Source organism: Micrococcus terreus, from assembly GCF_900116905.1.
Taxonomy (GTDB): domain Bacteria; phylum Actinomycetota; class Actinomycetes; order Actinomycetales; family Micrococcaceae; genus Citricoccus; species Citricoccus terreus.
Genome location: NZ_FPCG01000003.1, coordinates 305,365 through 327,419, shown reverse-complemented (window position 1 = coordinate 327,419; position 22,055 = coordinate 305,365). Strand labels below are relative to the sequence as shown.

Annotated in this window: 22 protein-coding genes; 4 read left to right on the top strand and 18 right to left on the bottom strand. The window is 71.7% G+C overall.

Annotation, left to right across the window (positions count from 1 at the left end):
- Positions 1-10: 10 nt before the first annotated feature.
- Positions 11-1,771, bottom strand: a complete 1,761-nt coding sequence (locus BM355_RS14795) for a DUF7059 domain-containing protein (RefSeq protein ID WP_091695990.1) — start codon at positions 1,769-1,771, stop codon at positions 11-13.
- Positions 1,768-2,667, bottom strand: a complete 900-nt coding sequence (trhO, locus tag BM355_RS05895) for an oxygen-dependent tRNA uridine(34) hydroxylase TrhO (RefSeq protein ID WP_091695988.1) — start codon at positions 2,665-2,667, stop codon at positions 1,768-1,770. The genes BM355_RS14795 and trhO overlap by 4 nt, the downstream gene beginning before the upstream one ends.
- A gap of 139 nt (positions 2,668-2,806) precedes the next feature.
- On the opposite strand from trhO, the gene BM355_RS05890 reads away from it, so the two are divergent.
- Positions 2,807-3,520 carry a GNAT family N-acetyltransferase gene (locus tag BM355_RS05890; RefSeq protein ID WP_091695986.1) on the top strand — a complete coding sequence of 238 codons (714 nt, stop codon included), beginning with the start codon at positions 2,807-2,809 and terminating at the stop codon, positions 3,518-3,520.
- On the top strand, positions 3,521-5,932 hold the full coding sequence (locus BM355_RS05885) for a Zn-binding domain-containing protein (protein ID WP_091695983.1): 2,412 nt from the start codon (positions 3,521-3,523) through the stop codon (positions 5,930-5,932). It begins immediately after the preceding gene.
- A gap of 2 nt (positions 5,933-5,934) precedes the next feature.
- Here the strand turns inward: BM355_RS05885 and BM355_RS05880 are convergent, their stop codons facing one another.
- The 10 genes from BM355_RS05880 to BM355_RS05835 all read right to left on the bottom strand — a co-directional run bounded on the left by BM355_RS05880 (position 5,935) and on the right by BM355_RS05835 (position 13,647).
- Positions 5,935-6,324, bottom strand: a complete 390-nt coding sequence (locus tag BM355_RS05880; protein WP_091695980.1) for an Rv3654c family TadE-like protein — start codon at positions 6,322-6,324, stop codon at positions 5,935-5,937.
- The gene (locus BM355_RS05875) at positions 6,321-6,689 is read right to left on the bottom strand and encodes a TadE family type IV pilus minor pilin (protein ID WP_091695978.1); all 369 of its coding nucleotides are present in this window, start codon (positions 6,687-6,689) and stop codon (positions 6,321-6,323) included. Before BM355_RS05875 ends, BM355_RS05880 begins: the two co-directional genes overlap by 4 nt.
- Positions 6,690-6,763: 74 nt before the next feature.
- Complete coding sequence (locus BM355_RS05870) at positions 6,764-6,994, bottom strand: DUF4244 domain-containing protein (protein ID WP_091695975.1); 231 nt, start codon at positions 6,992-6,994, stop codon at positions 6,764-6,766.
- 199 nt (positions 6,995-7,193) lie between these two features.
- Positions 7,194-7,664 carry a type II secretion system F family protein gene (locus tag BM355_RS05865; RefSeq protein ID WP_091695973.1) on the bottom strand — a complete coding sequence of 157 codons (471 nt, stop codon included), beginning with the start codon at positions 7,662-7,664 and terminating at the stop codon, positions 7,194-7,196.
- Positions 7,661-8,308 (bottom strand): type II secretion system F family protein, encoded by a 648-nt coding sequence (locus BM355_RS05860; RefSeq protein ID WP_218154313.1) that lies wholly within the window; start codon positions 8,306-8,308, stop codon positions 7,661-7,663. The genes BM355_RS05865 and BM355_RS05860 overlap by 4 nt, the downstream gene beginning before the upstream one ends.
- The gene (locus BM355_RS05855) at positions 8,292-9,521 is read right to left on the bottom strand and encodes a TadA family conjugal transfer-associated ATPase (protein ID WP_245760625.1); all 1,230 of its coding nucleotides are present in this window, start codon (positions 9,519-9,521) and stop codon (positions 8,292-8,294) included. Before BM355_RS05855 ends, BM355_RS05860 begins: the two co-directional genes overlap by 17 nt.
- A gap of 50 nt (positions 9,522-9,571) precedes the next feature.
- On the bottom strand, positions 9,572-10,525 hold the full coding sequence (locus tag BM355_RS05850) for a hypothetical protein (RefSeq protein WP_091695966.1): 954 nt from the start codon (positions 10,523-10,525) through the stop codon (positions 9,572-9,574).
- A gap of 113 nt (positions 10,526-10,638) precedes the next feature.
- Complete coding sequence (locus BM355_RS05845) at positions 10,639-11,475, bottom strand: NUDIX hydrolase (protein WP_091695963.1); 837 nt, start codon at positions 11,473-11,475, stop codon at positions 10,639-10,641.
- Between the two features lie 20 nt (positions 11,476-11,495).
- The gene (nth, locus tag BM355_RS05840) at positions 11,496-12,296 is read right to left on the bottom strand and encodes an endonuclease III (protein ID WP_091695961.1); all 801 of its coding nucleotides are present in this window, start codon (positions 12,294-12,296) and stop codon (positions 11,496-11,498) included.
- A 7-nt stretch (positions 12,297-12,303) separates the two neighbouring features.
- On the bottom strand, positions 12,304-13,647 hold the full coding sequence (locus BM355_RS05835) for a hypothetical protein (RefSeq protein WP_143109433.1): 1,344 nt from the start codon (positions 13,645-13,647) through the stop codon (positions 12,304-12,306).
- A 358-nt stretch (positions 13,648-14,005) separates the two neighbouring features.
- On the opposite strand from BM355_RS05835, the gene BM355_RS05830 reads away from it, so the two are divergent.
- On the top strand, positions 14,006-16,006 hold the full coding sequence (locus tag BM355_RS05830) for an acetate--CoA ligase (RefSeq protein WP_245760635.1): 2,001 nt from the start codon (positions 14,006-14,008) through the stop codon (positions 16,004-16,006).
- A 94-nt stretch (positions 16,007-16,100) separates the two neighbouring features.
- Here the strand turns inward: BM355_RS05830 and BM355_RS05825 are convergent, their stop codons facing one another.
- The 3 genes from BM355_RS05825 to BM355_RS05815 form a co-directional block, all read right to left on the bottom strand.
- A complete protein-coding gene (locus BM355_RS05825) occupies positions 16,101-16,241 on the bottom strand; it encodes a methionine/alanine import family NSS transporter small subunit (protein WP_091695954.1) in 141 nt (46 codons plus the stop codon).
- 2 nt (positions 16,242-16,243) lie between these two features.
- Positions 16,244-17,950: a sodium-dependent transporter gene (locus BM355_RS05820; RefSeq protein WP_091695952.1), complete on the bottom strand. Its 1,707-nt coding sequence runs from the start codon at positions 17,948-17,950 to the stop codon at positions 16,244-16,246.
- Between the two features lie 129 nt (positions 17,951-18,079).
- On the bottom strand, positions 18,080-19,279 hold the full coding sequence (locus BM355_RS05815) for a MarP family serine protease (protein ID WP_091695950.1): 1,200 nt from the start codon (positions 19,277-19,279) through the stop codon (positions 18,080-18,082).
- A gap of 222 nt (positions 19,280-19,501) precedes the next feature.
- Here BM355_RS05815 and BM355_RS05810 point away from each other — a divergent pair, with 222 nt between their 5' ends.
- Positions 19,502-20,179, top strand: coding sequence for a Crp/Fnr family transcriptional regulator (locus BM355_RS05810; RefSeq protein WP_091696096.1), 678 nt, complete (start codon positions 19,502-19,504; stop codon positions 20,177-20,179).
- A 59-nt stretch (positions 20,180-20,238) separates the two neighbouring features.
- Here BM355_RS05810 and BM355_RS05805 read toward each other — a convergent pair whose 3' ends face one another.
- From BM355_RS05805 to sp36, 3 genes are all read right to left on the bottom strand, one after another.
- The gene (locus BM355_RS05805; protein WP_245760624.1) at positions 20,239-21,186 is read right to left on the bottom strand and encodes an NUDIX hydrolase; all 948 of its coding nucleotides are present in this window, start codon (positions 21,184-21,186) and stop codon (positions 20,239-20,241) included.
- A gap of 142 nt (positions 21,187-21,328) precedes the next feature.
- Entirely contained in the window at positions 21,329-21,790 is a 462-nt protein-coding gene (locus tag BM355_RS05800; protein WP_091695948.1) for a RidA family protein, read from the bottom strand.
- Positions 21,790-21,960 carry a Sp36 family protein gene (gene sp36, locus BM355_RS05795; protein WP_091695947.1) on the bottom strand — a complete coding sequence of 57 codons (171 nt, stop codon included), beginning with the start codon at positions 21,958-21,960 and terminating at the stop codon, positions 21,790-21,792. Before sp36 ends, BM355_RS05800 begins: the two co-directional genes overlap by 1 nt.
- Between the last annotated feature and the right edge of the window lie 95 nt (positions 21,961-22,055).

Sequence of the window (22,055 nt, the reverse complement as noted above, 5' to 3'; positions counted from 1 at the left end):
ACTGCTCATTCTAGGCATGACCTGCGTCACAGTGGATGAGAAAGCCGTCACGAAGCAGATCAGCCACGGCCAGCAGCAGGTGCCGCTCCGCGTCTGCATCCAGTTCCAGCAGCCCGGCGATGGCCCCGGCCAGCTGCCCAGCGGTGAACTCCCCGTCCGCGGCGGCCAGGAACCCGGCGGTGGCGGTGTCCAGGCGGGCGACCCTGCGGAAGCCACCGCCCTGGCGGGCCAGGATGACCTCAGGGTCGGCCGCTCCGAAGCGCTGGTGGCGCTCCTCGGTGACATCCGGCGGGACCTGCAGGTGCAGGGCCCGGACGGCGTCCAGGTCGACGGGGTCGGTGTCAGGGTCTGCAGAGCCGCGGGCTCCCGGGGTGCTGCCCGCGGTGAGGTCCCAGCGCTCGACGGCCGCGGCCCAGGCCGGGCCCAGCGGACGCTGCAGCTCACCTTCCACGGTCTCGGTGCGGATCCGCCCGGCGCGGGGCTCGGCGGGGCGGCGCAGCCACAGGTAGCCGAACCCGACGGCGGCCACGCCCCGGGCTTCGAAGTCCTCCAGGTAGCGGCGGTACCCGGCGGCGAAGTGCTCCGGGTCCAGCTGCTCGGAGGAGTCCTGCAGCCAGGTCTCGGCATACCCGGCGGCATCCAGCAGGTCGCGCTGGATGAACCAGGCGTCGGTGCCCTGGGGCACCCAGGTGCGCAGCCGCTCGTCCCAGCCGGGCACCTGGGGGCTGGCGGCGCCGGGGACGGAGGTGTCCGGGGTGTCCACGGTGCCGAGTGTGTCCGGGGTGTGGATCTCCCAGTTGCCCAGCAGCTGGGCGGTCCCGCCCGGGGTGAGGTGTTCGGGCAGCCGGGTGATCAGCTCCGCCAGCAGGCGGTCACCGGTGCGGCCCCCGTCCCGGTAGGTGTTGATGCCCTCGGGGATCTGTGCGGACCCGGTTCCCTCGGCGGCGCCCGGTTCGGAGTCACGCGGGGTGATGACGAAGGGCGGATTGGAGACGATCAGGTCGAACTGCTCTCCGGCCACGGGCTCGAGCAGGTCGCCCTGGACCAGACGGATGCGCTCGGCGGGCAGCTGTCCGTCCTCGGTCAGCTCCAGCCCCAGGGCCGGGGCGTTGAGGACCAGGTTGAACCGGGTGAACTCCAGCGCCCGCTCGGACAGGTCCGTCGCGGTGACGTGCTGGGCGTGCGGCAGCAGATGCAGGGTCTGGATCCCGCACCCGGAGCCCAGGTCCAGGGCCCGCTCCACCGGACGGCGATCCACGTTCCCGGCCAGGGTCAGGGAGGCCCGGCCGATCCCGAGCACGTGCCAGGAGGGCAACGCGGACCGTGCCTGCAGGGCGGTCTGGTCACTGGCGACCCAGAGGTCCCCGAGATCGTCGGTGGAGTACGGCGAGAGATCGACCACCGGGTGGAACATCCCGTCCCGGATCCAGCCCAGCTCCAGCCGCGCGGCGCCGTCCGCCCTGAGCCGGGGCAGGGCGGCATCGAGCAGCTCCACCGGCACCGGGTCGCCGAGCATCCAGGCGGAGACGACCGCGGCGAGGCCGCGCTGGGCGGCGAGGGAGCCGTCGTCGGGCATCACCTGGGACAGGCGCAGCCTGGCCGGTTCGGCCTGCTCGCGGTCCAGGGCCTGCGTGGCCACCGGGCCCAGCAGCGCCTCGACCGCCTCCGTGGTGTACGGCAGCTGGCGCAGGTCGGCGGCGAGGTCCCGCAGGGCCTGCAGGTCTGCGGTGCGCGGGACCAGGGACTCACGGTGGAACGGACGCCCGCTCATGCCGCGCGCTCCTGGCAGACGGTGCAGACGCGGTCCGGGGTGGCGGCGGCGCACTCAGCGCACAGAACGGTGAGGGTCTGGCAGGAGGGATCAGAGCAGTTGCGCAGCTCCGAGGTGGGTGACTGGCAGCGGCTGCACCGGCCGATGGTGACCGCGTCCGGGGTGAACTCGGTGTGCATGCGCTCGTCGAAGACGTACAGCGAGCCCTCCCAGTGGCCGGCGTCTCCGAAGGCCTCCCCGTAGCGGACGATCCCCCCGTCCAGCTGGTAGACCTCCTCGAAGCCGCGGTGCTTCATCAGGGCCGAGAGCACCTCGCAGCGGATCCCGCCGGTGCAGTAGGTGACCACCGGCTGGTCCTTGAGGTGGTCGTACTTGCCCGAGTCCAGCTCGGTGAGGAAGTCGCGCGTGGTGGTGGTGTCCGGGACCACGGCGTCCTTGAAGCGACCGATGGTGGCCTCCACGGCATTGCGGCCGTCGAAGAACACGACCGGACGGCCCTCGCGCTCGCGGTCCTCCATCAGCTCGTGCAGCTCCTGGGGCTTGAGGTGCACACCGGTGTCCTGCACGCCCTCGGCGGTCACGGTGACCTCGTCCGGGGCACCGAAGGCCACCAGCTCGGGACGGACCTTGACGGTCAGGCGCGGGAAGTCCTGTTCGGAACCGTCTGACCACTTGACCTCCATCCCTTGGAACGGGGTGTAGGACCGGGTGGTCTTGACGTACTGCTTGACCGCGGCGATCGGGCCGCCCACGGTGCCGTTGATCCCCTGCGGGGAGACGATGATCCGTCCGGTCAGGCCCAGGGACGAGGCCAGCGCGTGCTGCCAGAGCCGCACCGCCTCCGGGTCCGAGAGCGGGGCGAAGCGGTAGTACAGGGCGATCTTGGACTGGCTCACCTCACCAGGGTAGGGCCGCAGGCCGGGTGGGCGTGCGACGCCGGGCGCTGCACGGCCGGAGGATGACAATCGGGTGACGATGACGCTCTCGGACGCCCCCGCCCTGCCGCTGGCCGCGCCGCCGGGTTAGTCTCTGAGCATGACTTCCGCCCTGAACGACGCATTGGTCAGCACCTGGGTCACCGGCTGGGCCCGGTGCCGCGAATACGAAGTCCGTCACGACGGACGGATCCATGCCGCCCTGCGCGTGGGCGACGAGGACGGCGCCGTGGGCGACTGGGAGTACGTGCTGTTCGACCCCCAGGTCGAGGAGCTGACAGCGGTGGCGAAAGAGGTGGAGCAGCACCCGCACCGCCTGCTGACGATTGTGGGCACGCCCCACGCCCAGGCCCAGATGACCTCCCTGCAGCCGCTGACCTCCGGTGAGAAGCTCATGGTGGTGGACATGACCGCCCAGGACGTGGAGAACCCGCTGGTCCCCGAGGAGTACGAGGCCGTGGTGGACCGCCACGACGGCTGGTTCCTGCTGACCATCCAGACCTCCGAACACCACCCGGACGGCCCGGGTGTGGCCGCAGCTCGGGGCCGCGTGGCCGCGGTGGACCGCCACGCCGTGTTCGACCGGATCTGGACCTCTCCTGATTTCCGCCGCCGCGGTCTGGGCTCCCTGGTGATGCGCTACCTGGTCTCCCTGGTGCTGGAGCACGACGTCGAGGAGGGGCTGCTGGTGGCCAGTGCCGACGGCCAGGGACTCTACGGCTACCTGGGCTGGACCGAGCTGGCCGACGTCACCGTGCTGGGCGTGGCCGAGGACCACACCGCAGACAACCCCTCCCACTCGGACGACCGCTGAGTGGAGGTCGGCAGCACCCCGGCCGGCCCGCGCACCGACCATCCCGACGACGCCGCCGCGCTCGCCGCGGCCCTGGGCCGCAGGGTGGCTCCCCCGCAGCTGCTGCACGTGCGGCATCTGCCCGAACGCCGCCCCGTGTTGGCCCCCTGGCCGGAGGGCACCCCTGCTGAGCTGATCCACGCCTTCGGTGCCCGCGGCGTGCAGCAGCCCTGGCGGCACCAGGTGGCGGCGGCCGAGCACGCTGGGACCGGCACCCATGTGGTGTTGGCGACGGGGACGGCGTCGGGAAAGTCCCTGGGCTACCAGCTCGCCGCCGGGACCGCCCTGCGTGAGGACCCGCTGGCCACCGTCCTGTACCTCTCCCCCACCAAGGCGTTGGCCGCAGACCAGCTGGCGGCCTGGCGGACCCTGGCCCGGGACGGTGCCGACTGGCTGCGCCCGGCCCCCTACGACGGGGACACGGAGATCGCGGACCGCACCTGGGCCCGTCAGCACGCCAATGTGCTGCTGACGAACCCGGACATGCTGCACGTGGGGATCCTGCCGCACCACGAACGGTGGGCCACCTTCTTCCGGAATCTGCGCTACGTGGTGATCGACGAGGCGCACGTCTACCGAGGAGTGTTCGGCTCCCACGTGGCCGTGCTGCTGCGCCGGCTGCGGCGGGTCTGCGCGCACTACCGGCGCCGGGACGGGTCCGGGGCTGCTGAGGGTGGGCCGGTGTTCATCGGGGCTTCGGCCACGAGCGCGGATCCGGCGGGATCGTTCGGCCGGCTGATCGGGATGGACGCGGTGGCGGTGACCGAGGACGCCTCCCCGCACGGTGCGGTGACGGTGGGCTTCTGGGAGCCGGAGCTGACCGAGAAGCGTGGCGAGCATGGTGCACCGGTGCGCCGTTCGGCCACCGCCGAGGGCGCCTCGATGATGACGGACCTGGCCGTGGGCGGGATCCGCACGATCGCATTCATCCGCTCTCGGCGCGGTGCAGAGGCGATGGCCTCGGCCGCCAAGCGCGAGCTGACTGAGGTGGACCCGTCCCTGGGGCACCGGGTGGCCGCATACCGTGCCGGCTATCTCCCGGAGGAGCGGCGCAGCGTGGAGGAGAACCTGCGCACCGGACGGCTGCTGGGCGTGGCCTCGACCCCGGCGCTGGAGCTGGGGATCGACATCGCCGGGCTGGACGCCGTGCTGGTGGCCGGATGGCCGGGCACCCGCGCGTCCTTCTTCCAGCAGCTGGGCCGAGCCGGGCGTGCCGGGCAGCAGTCCTGGGCGGTGTACGTGGCCGGGGACGACCCCCTGGACACCTTCCTGGTCCACCACCCGGAGGCGGTGTTCGAGCTCTCGGTGGAGGACTCGGTCACCGACCCCGCCAACCCCTACATCCTGGGCCCGCACCTGTGCGCCGCGGCGGCGGAGTTTCCCCTGGTGCCGGAGGGACTGGAGCTGTTCGGCGACCCGGTGATGGTGCGGGACCTGGTGGAGCGCCTCACCGACGACGGATACCTCCGACGACGGCCGGCCGGCTGGTTCTGGACGCATCCAGAGCATGCGGCCGGGATGGTCTCGCTGCGCGAGGACGGCGGCGGCCCGGTGGACATCATCGACGCTGAGACCGGTGCGCTGCTGGGCACCATGGGCTCCCCGCAGACCCATTACCAGGCACACCCGGGCGCGGTGTACGTCCATCAGGACCGGACCTATCTGGTGGAGGAACTGGACGAGGACGCCCACGCGGTGCTGGTCACCCGGGCGTGGCCGGAGTTCTACACGCAGGCCCGGGACATCACCGAGATCGAGATCCTGGACCCGGAGGGCAGCCGCCGCCGGGATGGAGGTCCCCTGCAGTGGTGCACCGGTCCGGTGAAGGTCACCACCCAGGTGGTCTCCTTCCAGCGCAAGGCTGTGGTGTCCGGGGAGATCCTGGGCGAGGAGCCCCTGGAGCTGCCCGCCCGGGACCTGTTCACCACAGCGGTCTGGTTCCACTGCTCGTCCGAGGAGCTGGTGGCAGCCGGGCTGACCATGGATCGGCTCCCGGGGTCCCTGCATGCCGCCGAGCACGCGATGATCGGTCTGCTGCCCCTGGTGGCCTCCAACGACCGCTGGGACATCGGCGGGGTGTCCATGGCGCTGCACCCGGACACCGGCCAGCCCTCGGTGTTCGTCTACGACGGTCATCCGGGCGGTGCGGGCTTCGCCGAGCGAGGGTATGAGCAGGCCGAGGTGTGGCTGCGGGCCACCCTGGAGGCCGTGCAGTCCTGCTCCTGCGCGGACGGCTGCCCGTCCTGCGTGCAGTCCCCCAAGTGCGGCAACCGCAACAGCCCCCTGGACAAGCGGGGCGCCGAGACGCTGCTGGCCTACGTGCTGGAGCGGCTGGGCGCCAAGGCGCACCGGTCCGGCCTCGAACGGGAGTGACCTCACGGCTGGAACGGAGGCATCGGCGGTGGTCCAGCACGAGCGGTGCCCTCGGCGGGCCAGGGCAGCGCGGTGGACAGGCTGACGGAGACCAGGACCGTGCCGCCCTCCTGCAGCTCGCACTGGGTCACAGCCGCGCCGTGCCGGAGGGCCGTCTGCTCGGCGAGCGCGCAGGGATCTGCCGGGTGCAGCCCCCGGAAGGCATCCGCGGCGGACAGTGCGGCCAGGTCGGCAGCGGCTCCTGCGCGGGCCGCTGAGACCGCTGCGGTGCCGAGTCCCAGGGCACCGACGAGCAGGACCAGCGCGGCACCGACGCTGGCCAGGACGGTGACCGTCCCGGCTCCGAGCTCACCTCGGGAGTCGGGGTCGGCTCCCTTGTGACGCTGCGTCATGGTGCACCGCCCGGGGCGACGGTCCACTGGTCCGGCGCGTGGGCGGTGGCCTCGAGCATCCAGTCGCCCCACCAGTCCAGCGGCCCCGGAGGTGGGTGGACCACGCGGACGCTGACCCAGCCGTCGGTGCTGTGGGCGGTCAGCTGAGCGCCGTCACCCGCCAGTCGCTGGACCGTGGAGCTCGCCGCCGCCTGGTCCTCTCCCCGCGCCACCTGGCGGGCGGCGGCGGCGGCGGCCTCCTCGAGGCGGATCTGCTGCCACAGAGCGGCCCCGGCCGTGATCGCCCCGACCAGCACCAGGGCGGCGGCGGGCAGCAGCACGGCGTACTCCGCCGTGACCGAACCCCGGTCATCCTGCGTCTGCATGGTCTCTCCTCTCGGCCGAGGGCGCAGCGGGGCGGGCTCCAGCACGCCCCGCTGCGTGGTCTCCCCCGGCGTGATCACCCCAGGGTCAGGGCGCCCTTGATCAGGTCGGTCAGCATGCCCTGGACGTCTCCCCCGGAGAGGATGACGGCCAGCAGTCCGGCGAATCCGACGGCCGCCAAGGTGACGATTCCGTATTCAGCGGTCTGCGCTCCGGTGTCATCCCGCCAGTCGATCCCGGTGCCGGTCTCGTTGGCCGGTGTGGCGACGGCGACCTCCGGGGTGAGGGGGGTGGTGGTGTGGTCCATGACGGTGTCCTCTCGTGGATGGTGGTTCTCGGTTCGGTGTGCCGCTGGTGATCCAGCGGGGCCACCGGTGGGTGGCCTGCTTCCAGACTCGGTCCCGTGGATGCTCTCTGTCCGGCCGCGTCTGCCGTCTCTGGATGGCCGGTGCAGTTCGGTCCGCTGTGGAGGAGTGTGCCTCCTCGCGACTCGGTCGGCACAGCGCTCACGGAAGCAGGGCCAGCACCAGCGGGATCACACCCAGACAGATGAACGCCGGCAACAGGCACAGTCCCAGGGGCATGACCAGGCGGATGGCCAGCCGTGCGGCGGCCTGCTCGGCACGGCGCCGCCGGGATCGGCGCAGTGCCGCGGCGGTGGAGTGCAGCAGTCGGGCCGTCGGCGCCCCGGTGGCGTGGGCGAAGCGCAGCTCTCTGCCCAGCTCCGTCAGGTCTGCGTCGTCCTCGACCACCTGCCAGGCGGTGTCCCAGGCGGCGCCGAGCAGCAGGTGCCAGGCGACCCCGCTCAACCGCTCCGCGCCCGGCAGATGCTCGCCCAGCAGGGCCAGCGCCGCGATCAGCCCCTGTCCGGCACCGACCAGGGCGGCCATCAGGTCCAGGGCGAGCGGAACGTCCAGCACCGGGTCTGACCGATGCCATTCGCCCCGGTGACGCTCGATCCTCCCCGTCACGCTCATGCCGTCTCCTCCGCCGTGCGGATCAGTGCACGGGTCCACATCTGTCCAGCCAGGGTCAGGGCGGCGCCGGTGCTGAGCACGATCCACCCCAGCGGTCCGGAGAGCAGTTCCGTCGCCGAAGCGCCGGCCACCAGGGACAGGCCCACCCCGGCCAACGGCATGCCCATCAGCAGCCGAGCCGTGGAACGGGGCCCGGCGGTGGCCGCCTCACGGGCCTGGTGCGCATCCTGGCCGTCCTCGAGGGCGTCGGCCATGCGAGACAGCAGCACCGCCAGCGCCACACCGGCCCGGGCCGCCAGCTCCAGGCAGGCCTGCAGCTGCTCCCACGCCTCCGCACGCCCCGGACCCGTCACACCCCTGAACGGCGGTGCCCCCAGCCGCTGGGAGACCTCAGCGTGCCGCAGCACGTGGTGCAGGCAGCATCGCGGCGGCTCGGCCCGATCCCACAGCTCCGCCGGCATCACCGCGCAGGACGGATGCAGCCCGGCCAACTCGGCCCAGAGCTCTCCGATCCCTCGTCCGGCCTGCAGCAGTGCCGAGGCCTGACGCAGCAGCGCGATGAACTCCTCGGCCTCGCGCTCACGCCGTCCCCGAGCACCGATGAGGCGACCGACCGCACCCCGCATCTCAGTCCCGTGCCACATGACGACCCCCGCCGGATCCGGCCCCCCACAGCGCTCGTCCGGGCCCCCAGGAGAGCTGCCGTCCGTCGTCGTGCATCACCGGGGTCAGTTCCAGCCGGTCCCGGGCACCGTCCGGAGGGGTACCCACCAGCGCCAGAGCCACCGGGCGCCGACCGGTGGCCGTCCGCTCGACGTGCACCACCGCGTCCACCGCAGAGACCGCCTGCAGGGCCAGCGCCTGGGGCGAGAGTCCGGCGAGCGCTCCCATCGCGGCAAGTCGGGCGGGGACGTCCTGCGCGGAGTTGGCGTGCAGGGTCCCCCAGGCACCGCGGTGACCGGTGTTCATGGCGGCCAGGAAGTCGGCCACCTCAGCGCCGCGGCACTCCCCCACGACGAGTCGGTCCGGCCGCATGCGCAGGGCCTGCCGAACGAGGTCGGACAGGGTGATCTCCCCTGCCCCCTCGGCATTGGCGGGGCGGGCCTGCAGCGCCACCACATGAGGGTGGTCCGGCCGCAGCTCGCGCGTGTCCTCCACCGTGAGGATCCGTTCGGCGGGCCCTGCCTCGGCGAGCACCGCGGTCAGCAGGGTGGTCTTGCCCGAACCGGTGGCCCCGCTGATGAGCACATTGGCACGGGTGCCCACCAGGTGACGCAGCACCTCCAGCCACGCCTGCGCGTGCGGCCACTCTGCGGAGAGCTCCTCCAGCCGCACCGTGCGTGCCGCCGACAGGCGGATGCTCAGCTGCGTCCCGCCCTCGGCCACGGGCGGCAGGACCGCGTGCACCCGGGCTCCCCCGATCTGCGCGTCGGCGAAGGGCTGGGCGGCATCCAGCCTCCGCCCGCCCTGGGTGAGCAGCCGTACCGCGAGCTGCCGCACCTGATCCCCGGTCAGCACCAGCGGCTCCCGGGTCAGTCCGTCCGTCCCGTCCGACCACACCGCGCCGATGCCGTCCACGAGCAGGTCGGTGATCCCGGGCCGTCGGGCGATCGGTGCCAGCGGTCCCAGGCCCGTCAGCTCGTCGGCGAGCGCGCGCATCTGACCGGCGGTCTGGTCCGCATCCGCCACCGCTCCGTGCCGCCGCACGGACTCCGCCAGCAGTTCGGCGGGGACCTCTCCCGAGCCGCCGTCCGCCGCTGCAGACCCCACGCCCGGCAGCTGATGGGCCAGCCAGCGCTTGGCCTGGTCCCACGGGCGGGGGCCGGGCTGGAAGATCCCATCCCGACGCCGGCTCACTCGCCGTCCCCCTGCAGGGTCCGGTGGGGCGGTGGGCGCCCAGCCGCGGGTCATGACCGTGCCCCGCGCAGGGAGCGCCGTGACGGGAGGGCGGGTTGACCGTGGGCCGCCGGCTCAGTGTGCGTCACACGGCGCTGCTCCACGGCGAGCTCCACCCGGGCGCCCAGGTCCAGCGCGCTGCGGCGCCCCAGGTGACGCGCCCAGTCTGCTGGCCCCTGCCCCTGACCGATCCGTCCCTGGACGCGCACACCGATCCAGTCCGGCCCGGGCGGGTCCGGTGCGCGTGCCCCCGTACCGATCATCACCCCGAGCGTGGCCGCTGGATGCAGCCGCTCGGCCAGGTCTCGATCCGCGCCCACGTCCACCACCACGGCCCCCGGAGCAGGCATGCTCAGCAGCCGCGCCATCCGCTCCGGTGAGAGGTCCTCGCCCAGGAGCGCCGCGTCCATGCCGTCCACTCGTGCGGAGGGCAGGTCCACGCTGACGCCGTGCCGTGGTGCGGACAGCAGCCGGGCCACGCTCCACGCCAGCCCTGGGCGCCTGTCAGCATCGGGTCCAGGATCAGCCTCGCCCTCACTCGCGGCATGGCACAGCACCAGCCCGGTTCCCGCTCCCCCGGGCCCCGCGCACTCCAGCAGCAGCTGCACGAGCCGCTCCCGGTCCCCGGGCAGCTCCACCCGTGCACACGGGACCGCCGGTCTGCCCGGTCCCGCGGGCGCCCACAGCTCCCAGCCGGACTCTGCAGCCTCGTCACGCTCAGCCTGCCCCGATCGCTCAGCCTGCCCCTCCTGCGGGGCACGCAGGGTGAGCTGGGCCGGGGACGGCGGCCGGCCGTCGTCGGGAATCTCCTCGACCACCAGGCGCAGGCCGGCTGCGGCCGCACAGGCGGCGGCCCAGAACCGCGCATCCGGCCCCGGCACACCCGGCCCGCCGTGCAGGTGGAGCTCCGTGGGCGGCAGGGGGACAGGCCGGGATCGCGGGATGAGGAGTCGTGGAGCAGGCATGTCTCCAGCCTGGGCCCGACGACGGCCCCGCCCCAGGGCGTTCGGCCCGCCTGGGCACGACTCAGGTCACCAGGTCGGCTGTGCAGGAGTCGGCCCGGCGCCGGACGGAGAGGTCAGTCCAGCCGCGGCGGCGGCGTGGTCCCGTCCCACCCGGAGACGTCCAGGATCCGGTTCCGGTCCCAGGGCTGGGCCCAGCCGAGCAGCTCGAGCATGCGGTCCAGCAGGATCGCGGTGAACCCCCAGACCAGGGTGTCGGAGACCTGGAAGCCGGGGCTCTTGAACCGCCGGGCACCCACTGAGGGCTCCGGGGCACGCGCGGTGGTGAGGCGGTTGGCCGGGTCCACCAGGTCGGCCACCGGCACGCGGAACACGCGGGAGGCCTCGCCCTCGTCCACCACGAACACGTCCGAGGGCCGGTCCCACCAGCCGATCACAGGGGTGACCAGGAAGTTGGTGACCGTCAGCGGGGCCGGCGGCAGCTGCCCGATCACCTTCACCCCGGACACGTCCAGCCCAGTCTCCTCCTCCGCCTCACGCAGCGCGCACGCGGTCATGGAGGAGTCCTCGGGATCCCGCATGCCGCCGGGGAACGCCACCTGGCCGGGGTGTTTGCGCAGGGTGACCGCACGCTGGGTCAGCAGGATGTCCAGGTCCTCGGGCACCGCCGAGGTGTGGTGGTGGGAGGGGCGGTCGTCCAGGGCGCCAAACAGCACCAGCACCGCTGACTCGCGCGCATTCACCAGCGGGGGCAGCCCGGCGAGCTGGAAGTCCCATCCCGGCCCGCCGCCGTCGGGAAGTCTGTCCTCATGACCGGCCGGGGCACGGGAGGCCACCTCCGGACTCAGTGTCCCGTAGCGCCCCACCAGGGCGCGCAGGTCAGCCAGGGCCCCGGCGGTGTCCGGTGGGGCCGGGTGCTGCGCAGGCTCGTTCCCGCGGCGTGGCGGGTACATGCGGGCTCCGTCCTCCACGCTCAGGCCCCCAGCCCGTAGCCCTCGGCACGCAGCTGGGCGCGCGTGGCCCCGGCCAGCATCCGCTCCAGCAGCTCCTCGCGGCCCGGTGCCAGCTCATACTTCAACAGTGTCTTCGCCGACTCCGGGTCCGTCTCGCCCTCCCCGTAGGACGGGCACAGCCGGGCCACCGGGCAGGCACCGCAGGCCGGGCGTTTCGCGTGGCAGACCCGCCGACCGTGGAACACCAGCCGGTTGGACAGGTCCGTCCAGTCGCGCTTCTCGAACAGCGCGGCCACCTCGTGCTCCACCTTGACCGGATCGGTCTGGTCCGTGAAGCCCAGTCGCCGAGCGAGCCGTCCGAAGTGCGTGTCCACGGTGATGCCGGGCTGGCCGAACGCGTTGCCCAGCACCACGAACGCGGTCTTGCGCCCCACGCCGGGCAGGGTCACCAGGTCCTCGAGCTTCCCCGGGACCTCCCCGCCGAACCGGTCCACCAGCGCACGGGAGAGCCCCTGGATGGCGGCGGCCTTGTTGCGGTAGAACCCGGTGGGCCGCACCAGCTCCTGCAGCTCCCGCTCATCCGCGTGCGCCATCGCCTCGGCGTCCGGGAACCGGGCGAACAGCGCCGGGGTGGTCATGTTCACCCGCACGTCCGTGGTCTGGGCCGAGAGCACGGTGGCCACCAGCAGCTCGAACGGAGTGGTGAAGTCCAGTTCGGCCACCGCATAGGGGTAGGCCTGCCCCAGGTCCCGGTGGATCCTGCGGGCGCGGCGCTTCAGGGCCAGCCGGGTCTCGCCGGTGGGGGTCTGCTCGCCGGTCACGTCCTGCTCACGCCCGCTCGATGTCCCGCAGGTCCCGCAGCACGCCGGTGCGGCCGTCGGTGTTCTGCACCAGGAACTCGTCCCCGCGGTCCTCCAGGGCCAGGATCCAGCCGCCCGGCTCCAGCGCGAAGAGGGGACTGCCGTCCGGTCCGACCGCCTGCCGAGGGGAGCCCACGGCGAACCAGAACGCCTCGTACTGGGCCGGCTCGGCACCGCGCGGCGTGGTGGCCTGCTCGGCGGACTCCGCGGAGATCGCCTCGCCCTGCTGGGGCTGCCCTCCCAGGCCGGCGGTCCCGACGGCGCCGCTGCCGCCGGCCGGGGTGCCTCCGCTCGCCTCCGGCGCGGTGGCGGTGAGCGATGCGGCCGGTGCGCCGCCGTGGGCGGCGCGGTCACTGAGCCGGGTCATGCCCAGCTCGGCGTCTGGGTCGGCACCGGAGTCGCCGACCAGGTCCGGCCCGGTGCCGGGCCTCGACTCGAGGTCCTCGTCCTGGATCTGGGTGCGCAGCTCCGAGCGCAGCACGGTCTGCTCGGCGGAGACCTCCTGCTCGTGGGGGTCGATCTCCCACACGCTCGGCTGTCCTGCCGCCTGGCTGGAGGGACCGGCGGGGGCATCAGCGCCCGGTGCGGTCTGCCCCGGTGCCGGCTGCGCGGCTGACGGTGAGGCGTCCTCGTTCGCACTCCAGCTGCCCTGCTGACGTCCGGTGGCGGTGTACCACCCGGTCTCACCGGCCGGCTGCCATCCGGCCTGAGCGGACTGCCAGGAGGCCTGGATGTCCTCGGGAGTCTCCGGTCCGGCGGGCAGCTGGCCGCCAGCCTCGGCAGAACCGTCCTCCAGCCGGTCACCGGTTCCGGCACGCCTCCCTGGCCGGGCGGCCGCAGCGCGTCCGCCGAACAGGAACCGCAGCGGCGAGCACACCAGCATGCCGATCGCTCCCACCAGGCCCACCAGGGCCACCGGGTTCAGCGTGGTGACGGAGAGCAGGAAGAAGTGGGCGAACGCCAGCCAGGAGACCACATGGCTGAACTGGTCGGTGGTCAGGGAGCCCACTCGCGGCTCGTGCCCGTCCTGCCCTGTTCCGGCGGCCCGGGCGATCTCGAGCCCGGCCGCCGTCAGCGGGGCCACCACGCCCACGCCGAGCAGGAACAGGCCGGAGAGCGTCCAGAGGTTCTGTCCGCCGGGCCACAGCGGCACCACGGAGCCGATCAGCACCACGGCCACCGAGACCAGGAAGCCGATCGCCCATCCGGACAGCTGCAGTCCGGCGGTCCGTCCGGGACCCGGCACCTGCCGGTGCGGCACGGCCGTCTGATCAGCGGACGGTTCCGGCCCCGGTGACACTGTGGAAGACATCTCTACCCCTCACGCATGACGCAGTGTTGCGTTGTCTGTGCATCTCTACACCGTGCCACGGACAGGCTCATGCACGGTCACTCGGCCGCCCCGGTGCGTGGGGTGACCGCTCAGTCTCCGCCCATTGAACCAGTCGCACCTACCGGTGTCATGCGCACGACGCTAGGCTGTGCCCCAGACGCGTGACCGCCGTCACCTCATCGCTGTCCAGGGGGGCCGGACGGAACCGTCTCCGTCCCGCAGCATCACCCGTGGAGGAGCACGCATGAGCGACCAGGAAGCACCCCAGACCGGCCAGGCCGGGCCCAGCGGACAGACCGCGTCGAGCCCATCGCCGTCGGGCACCACCGACACCCTGATGCACGAAGGCCGCACCTTCCCGCCCTCGGAGCAGTTCGCGCAGGACGCCGTGGCCGGGGCGGATCTCTATCAAGAGGCCGAGCAGGACCGCCTGGCCTATTGGGCCCGCCGCGCCCGCGAGGTGCTGCACTGGGACACGGACTTCTCCGAGACCCTGGACTGGTCGGATGCACCGTTCGCGAAGTGGTTCGTGGGCGGCACCACCAACGCCGCCTACAACGCCCTGGACCGCCATGTGGAGGCCGGTCTGGGCGACCGCGTGGCGATCCACTTCGAGGGCGAGCCCGGTGACACCCGGGGCTGGACCTACGCCGAGCTGGCCGCCGAGGTCCGCCGCGCCGCCAACGCCTTCGAGTCCCTGGGAGTCACCCAGGGCGACCGCGTGGCCATCTACATGCCGATGATCGTGGAGTCGGTGGTCGCCATGCTCGCCTGTGCCCGGATCGGTGCCGTGCATTCGGTGGTCTTCGGCGGCTTCTCGGCCGAGGCTCTGCGTTCACGCATCGACGACGCCCAGGCCAAGTTGGTCGTCACCGCGGACGGCTCCTGGCGCCGCGGCAAGCCCTCACCGCTCAAGCCCGCCGTGGACACCGCGCTGTCCGGCCAGGCCGGCGAAGGCCAGGCCCAGTCGGTCCAGCATGTGCTGGTGGTCCGGCGCAACGAGCAGCCCGTGGAGATGACCGAGGGCCGGGACCTGTGGTGGCACGAGGTGCTGGCCGAGCAGTCCGAGGACCATGAGCTGGTCTGGCATGACTCCGAGCACCCACTGTTCATCCTCTACACCTCCGGCACCACCGGCACGCCCAAGGGCATCCTGCACACCACCGGCGGATACCTGGTCCAGGGCGCGGTCACCCACCGAGACACCTTCGACCTGCACCCGGAGACGGACGTGTACTGGTGCACCGCGGACGTCGGCTGGGTCACCGGCCACTCCTATGTGACCTACGCGCCGCTGGTGAACGGCGCCACACAGGTGATCTACGAGGGCACCCCGGACCACCCGCATTCGGGCCGCTGGTGGGAGATTGTGCAGAAGTACGGTGTGACCATCCTCTACACCGCGCCCACCGCCATCCGGACCTGCATGAAGTGGGGCCGGTCCATCCCGGACTCCTTCGACCTGTCCTCCCTGCGGGTGCTGGGCACCGTCGGTGAGGCCATCAACCCGGAGGCCTGGATGTGGTACCGGGAGGTGATCGGCGGCAACAACGGTGCCGGCACCCGGCACGACGACGGCTCCGTCACCCCGGGTGCCCGGAAGGAGTCCCCTGCCCCGATCGTGGACACCTGGTGGCAGACCGAGACGGGAGCGCACATGCTCACCCCGCTGCCCGGTGTCACGGCCACCAAGCCCGGTTCGGCCCAGGTCCCGGTTCCGGGCATCACGGTGGACGTGGTGGATGAAATGGGCGAGACCTTGGAGGCCGGCTCCGGCGGGTTCCTGGTGGTGCGTGATCCCTGGCCGGCCATGCTGCGCGGCATCTGGGGCAACCCGGAGCGGTTCAAGGACACCTACTGGTCCCGGTTCCAGGACATGTACTTCGCCGGGGACGGTGCCCGCCGGGACGAGGACGGTGACATCTGGCTGATGGGCCGGGTGGACGATGTCATGAACGTCTCCGGGCACCGCCTCTCCACCACGGAGATCGAATCGGCGCTGGTCTCCCATCCGATCGTGGCCGAGGCCGCCGTGGTCGGTGCCGCCGACGCCACCACCGGTGAGGCCGTCGTCGCCTTCGTCATCCTCACGGAGGAGCACGCTGAGACCGAGGCCGAGCAGGCCGAGGCAGATCTGCGCGCTCACGTGGCCAAGGAGATCGGCCCGATCGCCAAGCCCAAGCACGTCCTGGTGGTGCCGGAGCTGCCCAAGACCCGCTCGGGCAAGATCATGCGCCGCCTGCTCAAGGACGTGGCCGAGGGCCGGGACCCCGGAGACGCCACCACGCTCTCGGATCCGACGATCATGCAGCAGATCGCCGAGTCCCTACGGAAGTAGCCCTCACCCGGCCGACCGACAGACCGACCGACAGAAGGGTCCGGCCCCCACTCCAGACGGAGCGGGGGCCGGACCCTGTCTGGTGTGGGTGGCTCTACGTGGTGGGGCCGGTGGAGATCGTGGTGTCTCCGGACTCCTCATCCGGATGGCGCTTCAGGTGCACCAGAGACAGTGCGAGACCGCCCCAGACGGTGAGGATGGCGATGATCATCATGACGATGGCAATGGGGTCCATGGTCAGAGTCCCTTCTGCGAGTCACTGCGGTGCGCCGGGTCGGCATCAGGTTCGGTCCAGCCCTCGTCAGCCGAGACCGTGACCGGTTCCAGCCGATCCGGGGTGCGGCCCCGCCGTCGTCGGTTCAGCGACTCGTGCTCCACGAACGGGCTGTCGTCGTCCAGGTGCTCCTGGTGGAGGTTGGACTTCTTGGACCACGGGATCAGGGAGAGCAGCACGGCCAGCACCACCAGGCTCAGGACCATGCCCCAGCCGAAGGTGTTCACGAACCAGGCCGGGAACTCCCCGTAGCCGTCGTTGAGCTTGGCGATGAAGTCGGACAGGAAGGTGTAGGCCAGCACGATCGGCATGATCACGCCCACCATGACCTTGAACAGGGCGCCGAGCCGGAAGGAGGAGACGCTGTTAAGGTGCGCCACCATCCGGTCCAGCAGGCCCAGCACTGCCGCGACCACCAGGACCGAGACCAGGGCGGCGCCCACGATCCCGAAGCTGTTGACGAAGGCGTCGGTGATGTCCAGCAGGTTCAGTCCACTGGTGGTGGAGAACATGGCCAGGGAGACCACCGCGCTCAGTCCCACGACCACCAGCACCGTGGTCCACCGACCCCAGCCCATCTTGTCCTTCACCGCGGAGACCACCACTTCGAGGATGGAGATCAGCGAGGTGAAGCCCGCCAGGACCAGGGAGCCGAAGAAGAGCACGCCGATCAGCGCACCCATCGGGGCTTCGGAGATGATGGCCGGGAACGCGATGAACGCCAGACCGATGCCTGACTCCACCACGTCGGCGATCTGCACGCCGCTGGCCTGCGCCATGAAGCCCAGGGCGGAGAAGACGCCGATGCCGGCCAGGATCTCGAAGCCGGAGTTGGAGAAGCCGACCACCAGGCCGGAGCCGGTCAGGTTGGTCCGCTTCTTCAGGTAGGAGGCGTAGGTGATCATGATGCCGAAGCCCACGGAGAGGGAGAAGAAGATCTGCCCATAGGCCGCGATCCACACTCCAGGGTCGGCCAGTGCCGCCCAGTTGGGGGTGAACAGGGCGTTCAGTCCCTCCGTGGCACCGGGCAGGGTGAGTGCCACGACCACCAGGACCAGGAACATCAGCACCAGCACGGGGATGGAGATCAGCGAGGCCATGGCTACGCCTCGGCGGACACCGAAGCCCATCACCAGGATGATGATCACCCAGACCACGAGCATGGGCCAGAAGACCCCGGGGACGATGTCCAGGTTGGGTGCCACGTCCTCGGCCACCTGCAGGTGCTCCTGAGTCAGGAAGGTAGCGGGGTCATCTCCCCAGGCCTTCGTGGTGGAGAACCAGGTGTACATGATGGCCCAGGCGATGATGGCGGCGTAGTACACTCCGATCACCAGGCAGATCAGCACCTGCCACCAGCCGATGGACTCGGTCCAGCGGCTCAGCCGGCGGAACGACAGCGGGGGTGACCCGCGGAAGCGGTGGCCGATTGCGTAGTCGAAGAACAGCAGGGGGATGCCCGCGGTCAGCAGAGCGACCAGATACGGGATAATGAACGCTCCGCCGCCGTTCTCGTAGGCGATGTAGGGGAAGCGCCAGATGTTCCCCAGTCCGACGGCCGAGCCGATGGCCGCGAGGATGAAGGCCCAGCGGCCCGCGAACTCCTCGCGCCCGGACATCTTCCGGGCCGGCCCAGCGCCGGACCGCGCCGGTGCAGAAGTGGATGACATGGTCGTGTCCTTTGTCAGTGTCCCTCCGGAGTGCGGCACAGGGGATGGACGCACCGCACACCGTCTGTGTGATGCAGACCACGGTAGTCCAGCGTGGACAGAATGGCCCGTATCCAGCTCCGCAGTGGATCAGCCGCCCTGGATGCACTGTCCGGTGGAGACGGTCCGCTCCCAGTCCTCGGCCTGCGTGAACACATCGCGCGCCTCGTCCCCAGTGATGGCGTAGCCCACGGCCACGTCGGCGGCGGAACGGGCGAAGACCACCCCGGCCACCGAGCCGTCCGTGGAGAGCAGCGGACCGCCGGACCCACCCTGTCGGACGTCGGCATGCAGCTGGTAGATCTCCAGCATCCCGGTCTCACCGCCGTAGATGCTGCTGATCGGCACCGACCCGCGCGCCTGGACCTCAGCCGGGTCCAGGGAGAAGGGGCCGCCGGCGGGGTATCCCATGATGTGCGCCGAGTCGCCGTCCTCCAGGTCGGCCCCCGTGGGCAGAACGGGCAGGTCGGCGTCGTCCACGGCCACCACGGCCAGGTCGCGCTCCGGGTCGAAGTGGACCACACGGCCGGCGTAGACGGCCCCATCGATCTGCTCGACGGCCGGCTCGGTCAGACCGGCGACCACGTGCGCGTTGGTGACCACCCGGTCCGGGGCGATCGCGAAGCCGGAGCCGGTCTGGTTCTGACCGCATTCCACGGACGTTCCGGTGATGCGCACCACGGACTTGGACGCCTCGGTCAGGGCATCACCGGGCGGCGGAGCCGTTGGAGCCACCGTGGGGGTGGAGGCCTCGGGTGCCACCGGCTGGTCGATCTCCGGCACCAGGCCAGCACCGGCCACCGCCGCACGGATCTGGGCGATCATGCCCTTGGTCTGATCTGGGGCCACCTTGTTGATGGTGCTGATCACCCGGGACTGGGAGACCGCCGAGGTCACGGACGGCACACCCATGGTCCCGGCGGAGAAGGCGAGCAGGCCGATCAGCGCCGCGGCCACCACGGTGTTGGCCACGGCTCCGGCCAGACGGTCGGCGGTGCGCAGCGCCGGCAGGGACAGACGCAGCCGGATCCACCGTCCGATGGCGGCGCCGATGGCCTGGCCCACGACGATCAGCAGGATGGCCGCGGCGATGATGGCCACCCAGCGCCAGGCAGGGTCGTCGACCCAGGATGAGACGAGGGGGATGGAGAAGAACGAGGCGATGGCGCCGGCGATCAGCCCCGCCATGGTGCCGAGCGTGACCCAGAACCCGCGACGGTAGCCGGCCACCAGGAACATCACCAGGATCAGGAGCAGGGCCGCATCCAGCCAGGTCAGTCCCCAGGGCAAGGCATCTCCAGACCGGGCGGCCGAGAAGGACAGGGTCCGGCGGGGCCGGAGGCATCGTGCCGGGGCCGCCCTGCAGGTTCCATGGCGCACGATGAATGCCCAGACTACCGGCGCAGTCGCAGAGAAACCTGAAGATCATGGGCGGATGGGGCAGAATGGTCCGTGACCCGCGCCACCGGCCTCGGCGAGCGCCAGCACATGACCAGTGAGGACGAAGGATTCATGGATCTTGAGGTACTGCGCAAGGCACCGCTGTTCACCCACCTGGATGACGAGGTCTTCCGGGCTCTGACCGCAGAGCTGACTGAGGTGGACCTCTCCCGCGGCGCCTCGGCGTTCCACGAGGGCGACCAGGGCGACCAGCTCTACGTGATCATGTCCGGCAAGATCAAGCTGGGCCGCACCGCCCCGGACGGCCGGGAGAATCTGCTGGCCATCCTGGGTCCGGGCGAGATCTTCGGTGAGATGGCCCTGTTCAACCCGGCTCCTCGCACCGCCACCGCCACTGCGGTCTCGGCCACGCGCCTGGCCGGCCTGCGCCACGAGAACCTGCGCAAGGTGATCCGCGAGGCCCCCGAGGTCTCCATGCAGCTGCTGCAGGCTCTGGCCCAGCGCCTGTCCAAGACCAACGAGTCCCTGGCGGACCTGGTCTTCTCCGATGTCCCCGGCCGCGTGGCCAAGGCCCTGCTGGACCTGGCCGACCGCTTCGGCCGCCCGGCCGCCGACGGCCTGCTCGTGGCCCACGACCTCACCCAGGAGGAGTTGGCCCAGCTGGTGGGCGCCTCCCGCGAGACCGTGAACAAGGCCCTGGCTGAGTTCGTCCAGCGCGGCTGGCTGCGTCTGGAGAACCGCGCCGTGGTGATCCTGGACCTGCAGCGGCTGCGCCAACGCTCGCGCTGATCGGTCACGATCACCCGCTGAACCGTCACCGGGAGGCCGTTGGTCCTGATGCACCCGCGTCAGGACCAGCGGCCTCCCGGCAGTTCCACTCCCAGGCGAAGGTCGTCGTCGTGCACCGCTGAGGTGCCCGGCGTGGGGTCGGTGTCCGGGTCCGGGGTGTGCCCGTCGATCCGGTCCAGCAGCTCCACCCGGAACTCCGGCACTGAGCCGCGGATGGTCAGGTCCATCATGAACCGGACTGTGGAGCCGGCTGCGGCCATCCGCTCGAGCAGCAGGGGGACGGCCGGGACGGTGAGCCGCCCGAAGGTGCGCCCCACCGTGTCCGGGCGTCCCACGGCATCTCCCAGCCGGGTCTCCCCCAGACCGGCCGTCAGCAGGCCGGCCGGGCGCCAGCGGGCCCAGGTGCCCTTGCCTGCCAGCAGCGAGTCCTGCTGTCCCTGGGGCGCGGCCACGGCGAAGTAGTGCGTGATGAATCGTCGGTGCGCAAAGCCCGGGCTGTGCCATTGACCCACGGCACGCAGCAGGTCCGTGCGGACGCCGTAGCCGCGCCTGCGTAGCACCGAGGCGAGGGTGAGCTCCTGCCGGTCCAGCCCCTGGCGGATCTCCATCCACTCCCCGCCGCCGGGGTCCTCGGCCACGGAGAACCGATCCCGTCCGGCCAGCAGGATCCCGGTCTCCTCGAACAGTTCCCGGACGGCCCCCATGATGTGGCGGCGGGCCAGGCGGTGATCGCTCACTCCCAGCACGCGTGACCACTGGGCGGGGGTGGGCCCGTACCAGGTGCATTCCTCCTCGTCGAAGTCCTCGAGGGATCCGCCGGGGAAGGCCAGCGCCCCCAGCGGGGTCGGTCCGGCGCGATGCCGCAGCAGGGTCTCCACTCCATGCAGCCCGTCACGCACGACGGCCACGGAGGAGGCCCGGCGTGCTGCTCGGGGGCGGCGTTCGCCGTAGGCCACCCAGCTGCGGGCGGCGGTCATCTGCTCGTCGGGCAGGTCGAAGGTGCGCAAGACGGCCGGAGGCGGCTGGCGACGGACCGGGCCGTGGCCCACAGCCAGCCCGGTCCGGGGTCGTCCAGGCACCGTCCCCGCGGCGGGTGCAGGCACCGGCCGGTACGACGACGGCCCCTCACCTGCCGCGGTGGGGTTCACCTCAGTGGAACCGAACGGTCAGCTCCACCTCGACCGGGGAGTCCAGGGGCAGCACGGCCACGCCCACGGCGGAGCGGGCATGCACGCCGGCGTCCCCGAGCACCTGGCCCAGGAACTCGGAGGCGCCGTTGACCACCTGGGGCTGGCCGGTGAAGGAGGGGTCAGAGGCGACGAAGCCGACCACCTTGACCACCTGCTCGATCCGGTCCAGATCGCCCAGCACGGACTTCACGGCGGCCAGCGCGTTGAGCGCACAGCGCTGGGCCAGCTCGGCGGCCTGGTCCGGGGAGACCTCGGCGCCGACCTTGCCGGTGGCCGGCAGCTGTCCGTCCACGAAGGGCAGCTGACCGGAGGTCTGCACATGGTCGCCGTCGATCACGGCGGGGACATAGGCGGCCACGGGGGCGGCCACCTCGGGCAGGCTCAGGCCGAGTTCGGCCAGGCGGTCCTCGACGCGGCTCATCAGTGCGCGCCGGTCTCGCCGGTGGGGCGCTTCAGGTAGGCCACGGGGGCGTTGCCGTCCGGACCGGGGATGACGGTGACGAGCTCCCAGCCGTCTGCCCCCCACTGGTCCAGGATCTGCTTCGTGGCGTGGATGATCAATGGAATGGTCGCGTACTCCCAAGTCGTCATGCGCCCAGCCTAAGCCTTTCCCGCGAGGCGAGGGGCCGTCGTCGGGAATGCTGTGACGTTCACGCCGCCGCCCTGCCGGGCCGTCCAGGTTGGGC

Bases quoted from the DNA above. Each gene is read 5' to 3' on its own strand.
- BM355_RS05865 (WP_091695973.1), bottom strand. From the start codon at position 7,664: ATGAGCGTGACGGGGAGGATCGAGCGTCACCGGGGCGAATGGCATCGG.
- BM355_RS14795 (WP_091695990.1), bottom strand. From the start codon at position 1,771: ATGAGCGGGCGTCCGTTCCACCGTGAGTCCCTGGTCCCGCGCACCGCA.
- BM355_RS05880 (WP_091695980.1), bottom strand. From the start codon at position 6,324: ATGACGCAGCGTCACAAGGGAGCCGACCCCGACTCCCGAGGTGAGCTC.
- BM355_RS05850 (WP_091695966.1), bottom strand. From the start codon at position 10,525: ATGCCTGCTCCACGACTCCTCATCCCGCGATCCCGGCCTGTCCCCCTG.
- sp36 (WP_091695947.1), bottom strand. From the start codon at position 21,960: ATGACGACTTGGGAGTACGCGACCATTCCATTGATCATCCACGCCACG.
- BM355_RS05810 (WP_091696096.1), top strand. From the start codon at position 19,502: ATGGATCTTGAGGTACTGCGCAAGGCACCGCTGTTCACCCACCTGGAT.
- BM355_RS05835 (WP_143109433.1), bottom strand. From the start codon at position 13,647: ATGTCTTCCACAGTGTCACCGGGGCCGGAACCGTCCGCTGATCAGACG.
- BM355_RS05870 (WP_091695975.1), bottom strand. From the start codon at position 6,994: ATGGACCACACCACCACCCCCCTCACCCCGGAGGTCGCCGTCGCCACA.
- BM355_RS05845 (WP_091695963.1), bottom strand. From the start codon at position 11,475: ATGTACCCGCCACGCCGCGGGAACGAGCCTGCGCAGCACCCGGCCCCA.
- BM355_RS05875 (WP_091695978.1), bottom strand. From the start codon at position 6,689: ATGCAGACGCAGGATGACCGGGGTTCGGTCACGGCGGAGTACGCCGTG.
- BM355_RS05890 (WP_091695986.1), top strand. From the start codon at position 2,807: ATGACTTCCGCCCTGAACGACGCATTGGTCAGCACCTGGGTCACCGGC.
- BM355_RS05800 (WP_091695948.1), bottom strand. From the start codon at position 21,790: ATGAGCCGCGTCGAGGACCGCCTGGCCGAACTCGGCCTGAGCCTGCCC.
- BM355_RS05830 (WP_245760635.1), top strand. From the start codon at position 14,006: ATGCACGAAGGCCGCACCTTCCCGCCCTCGGAGCAGTTCGCGCAGGAC.
- BM355_RS05825 (WP_091695954.1), bottom strand. From the start codon at position 16,241: ATGGACCCCATTGCCATCGTCATGATGATCATCGCCATCCTCACCGTC.
- BM355_RS05820 (WP_091695952.1), bottom strand. From the start codon at position 17,950: ATGTCATCCACTTCTGCACCGGCGCGGTCCGGCGCTGGGCCGGCCCGG.
- BM355_RS05860 (WP_218154313.1), bottom strand. From the start codon at position 8,308: ATGTGGCACGGGACTGAGATGCGGGGTGCGGTCGGTCGCCTCATCGGT.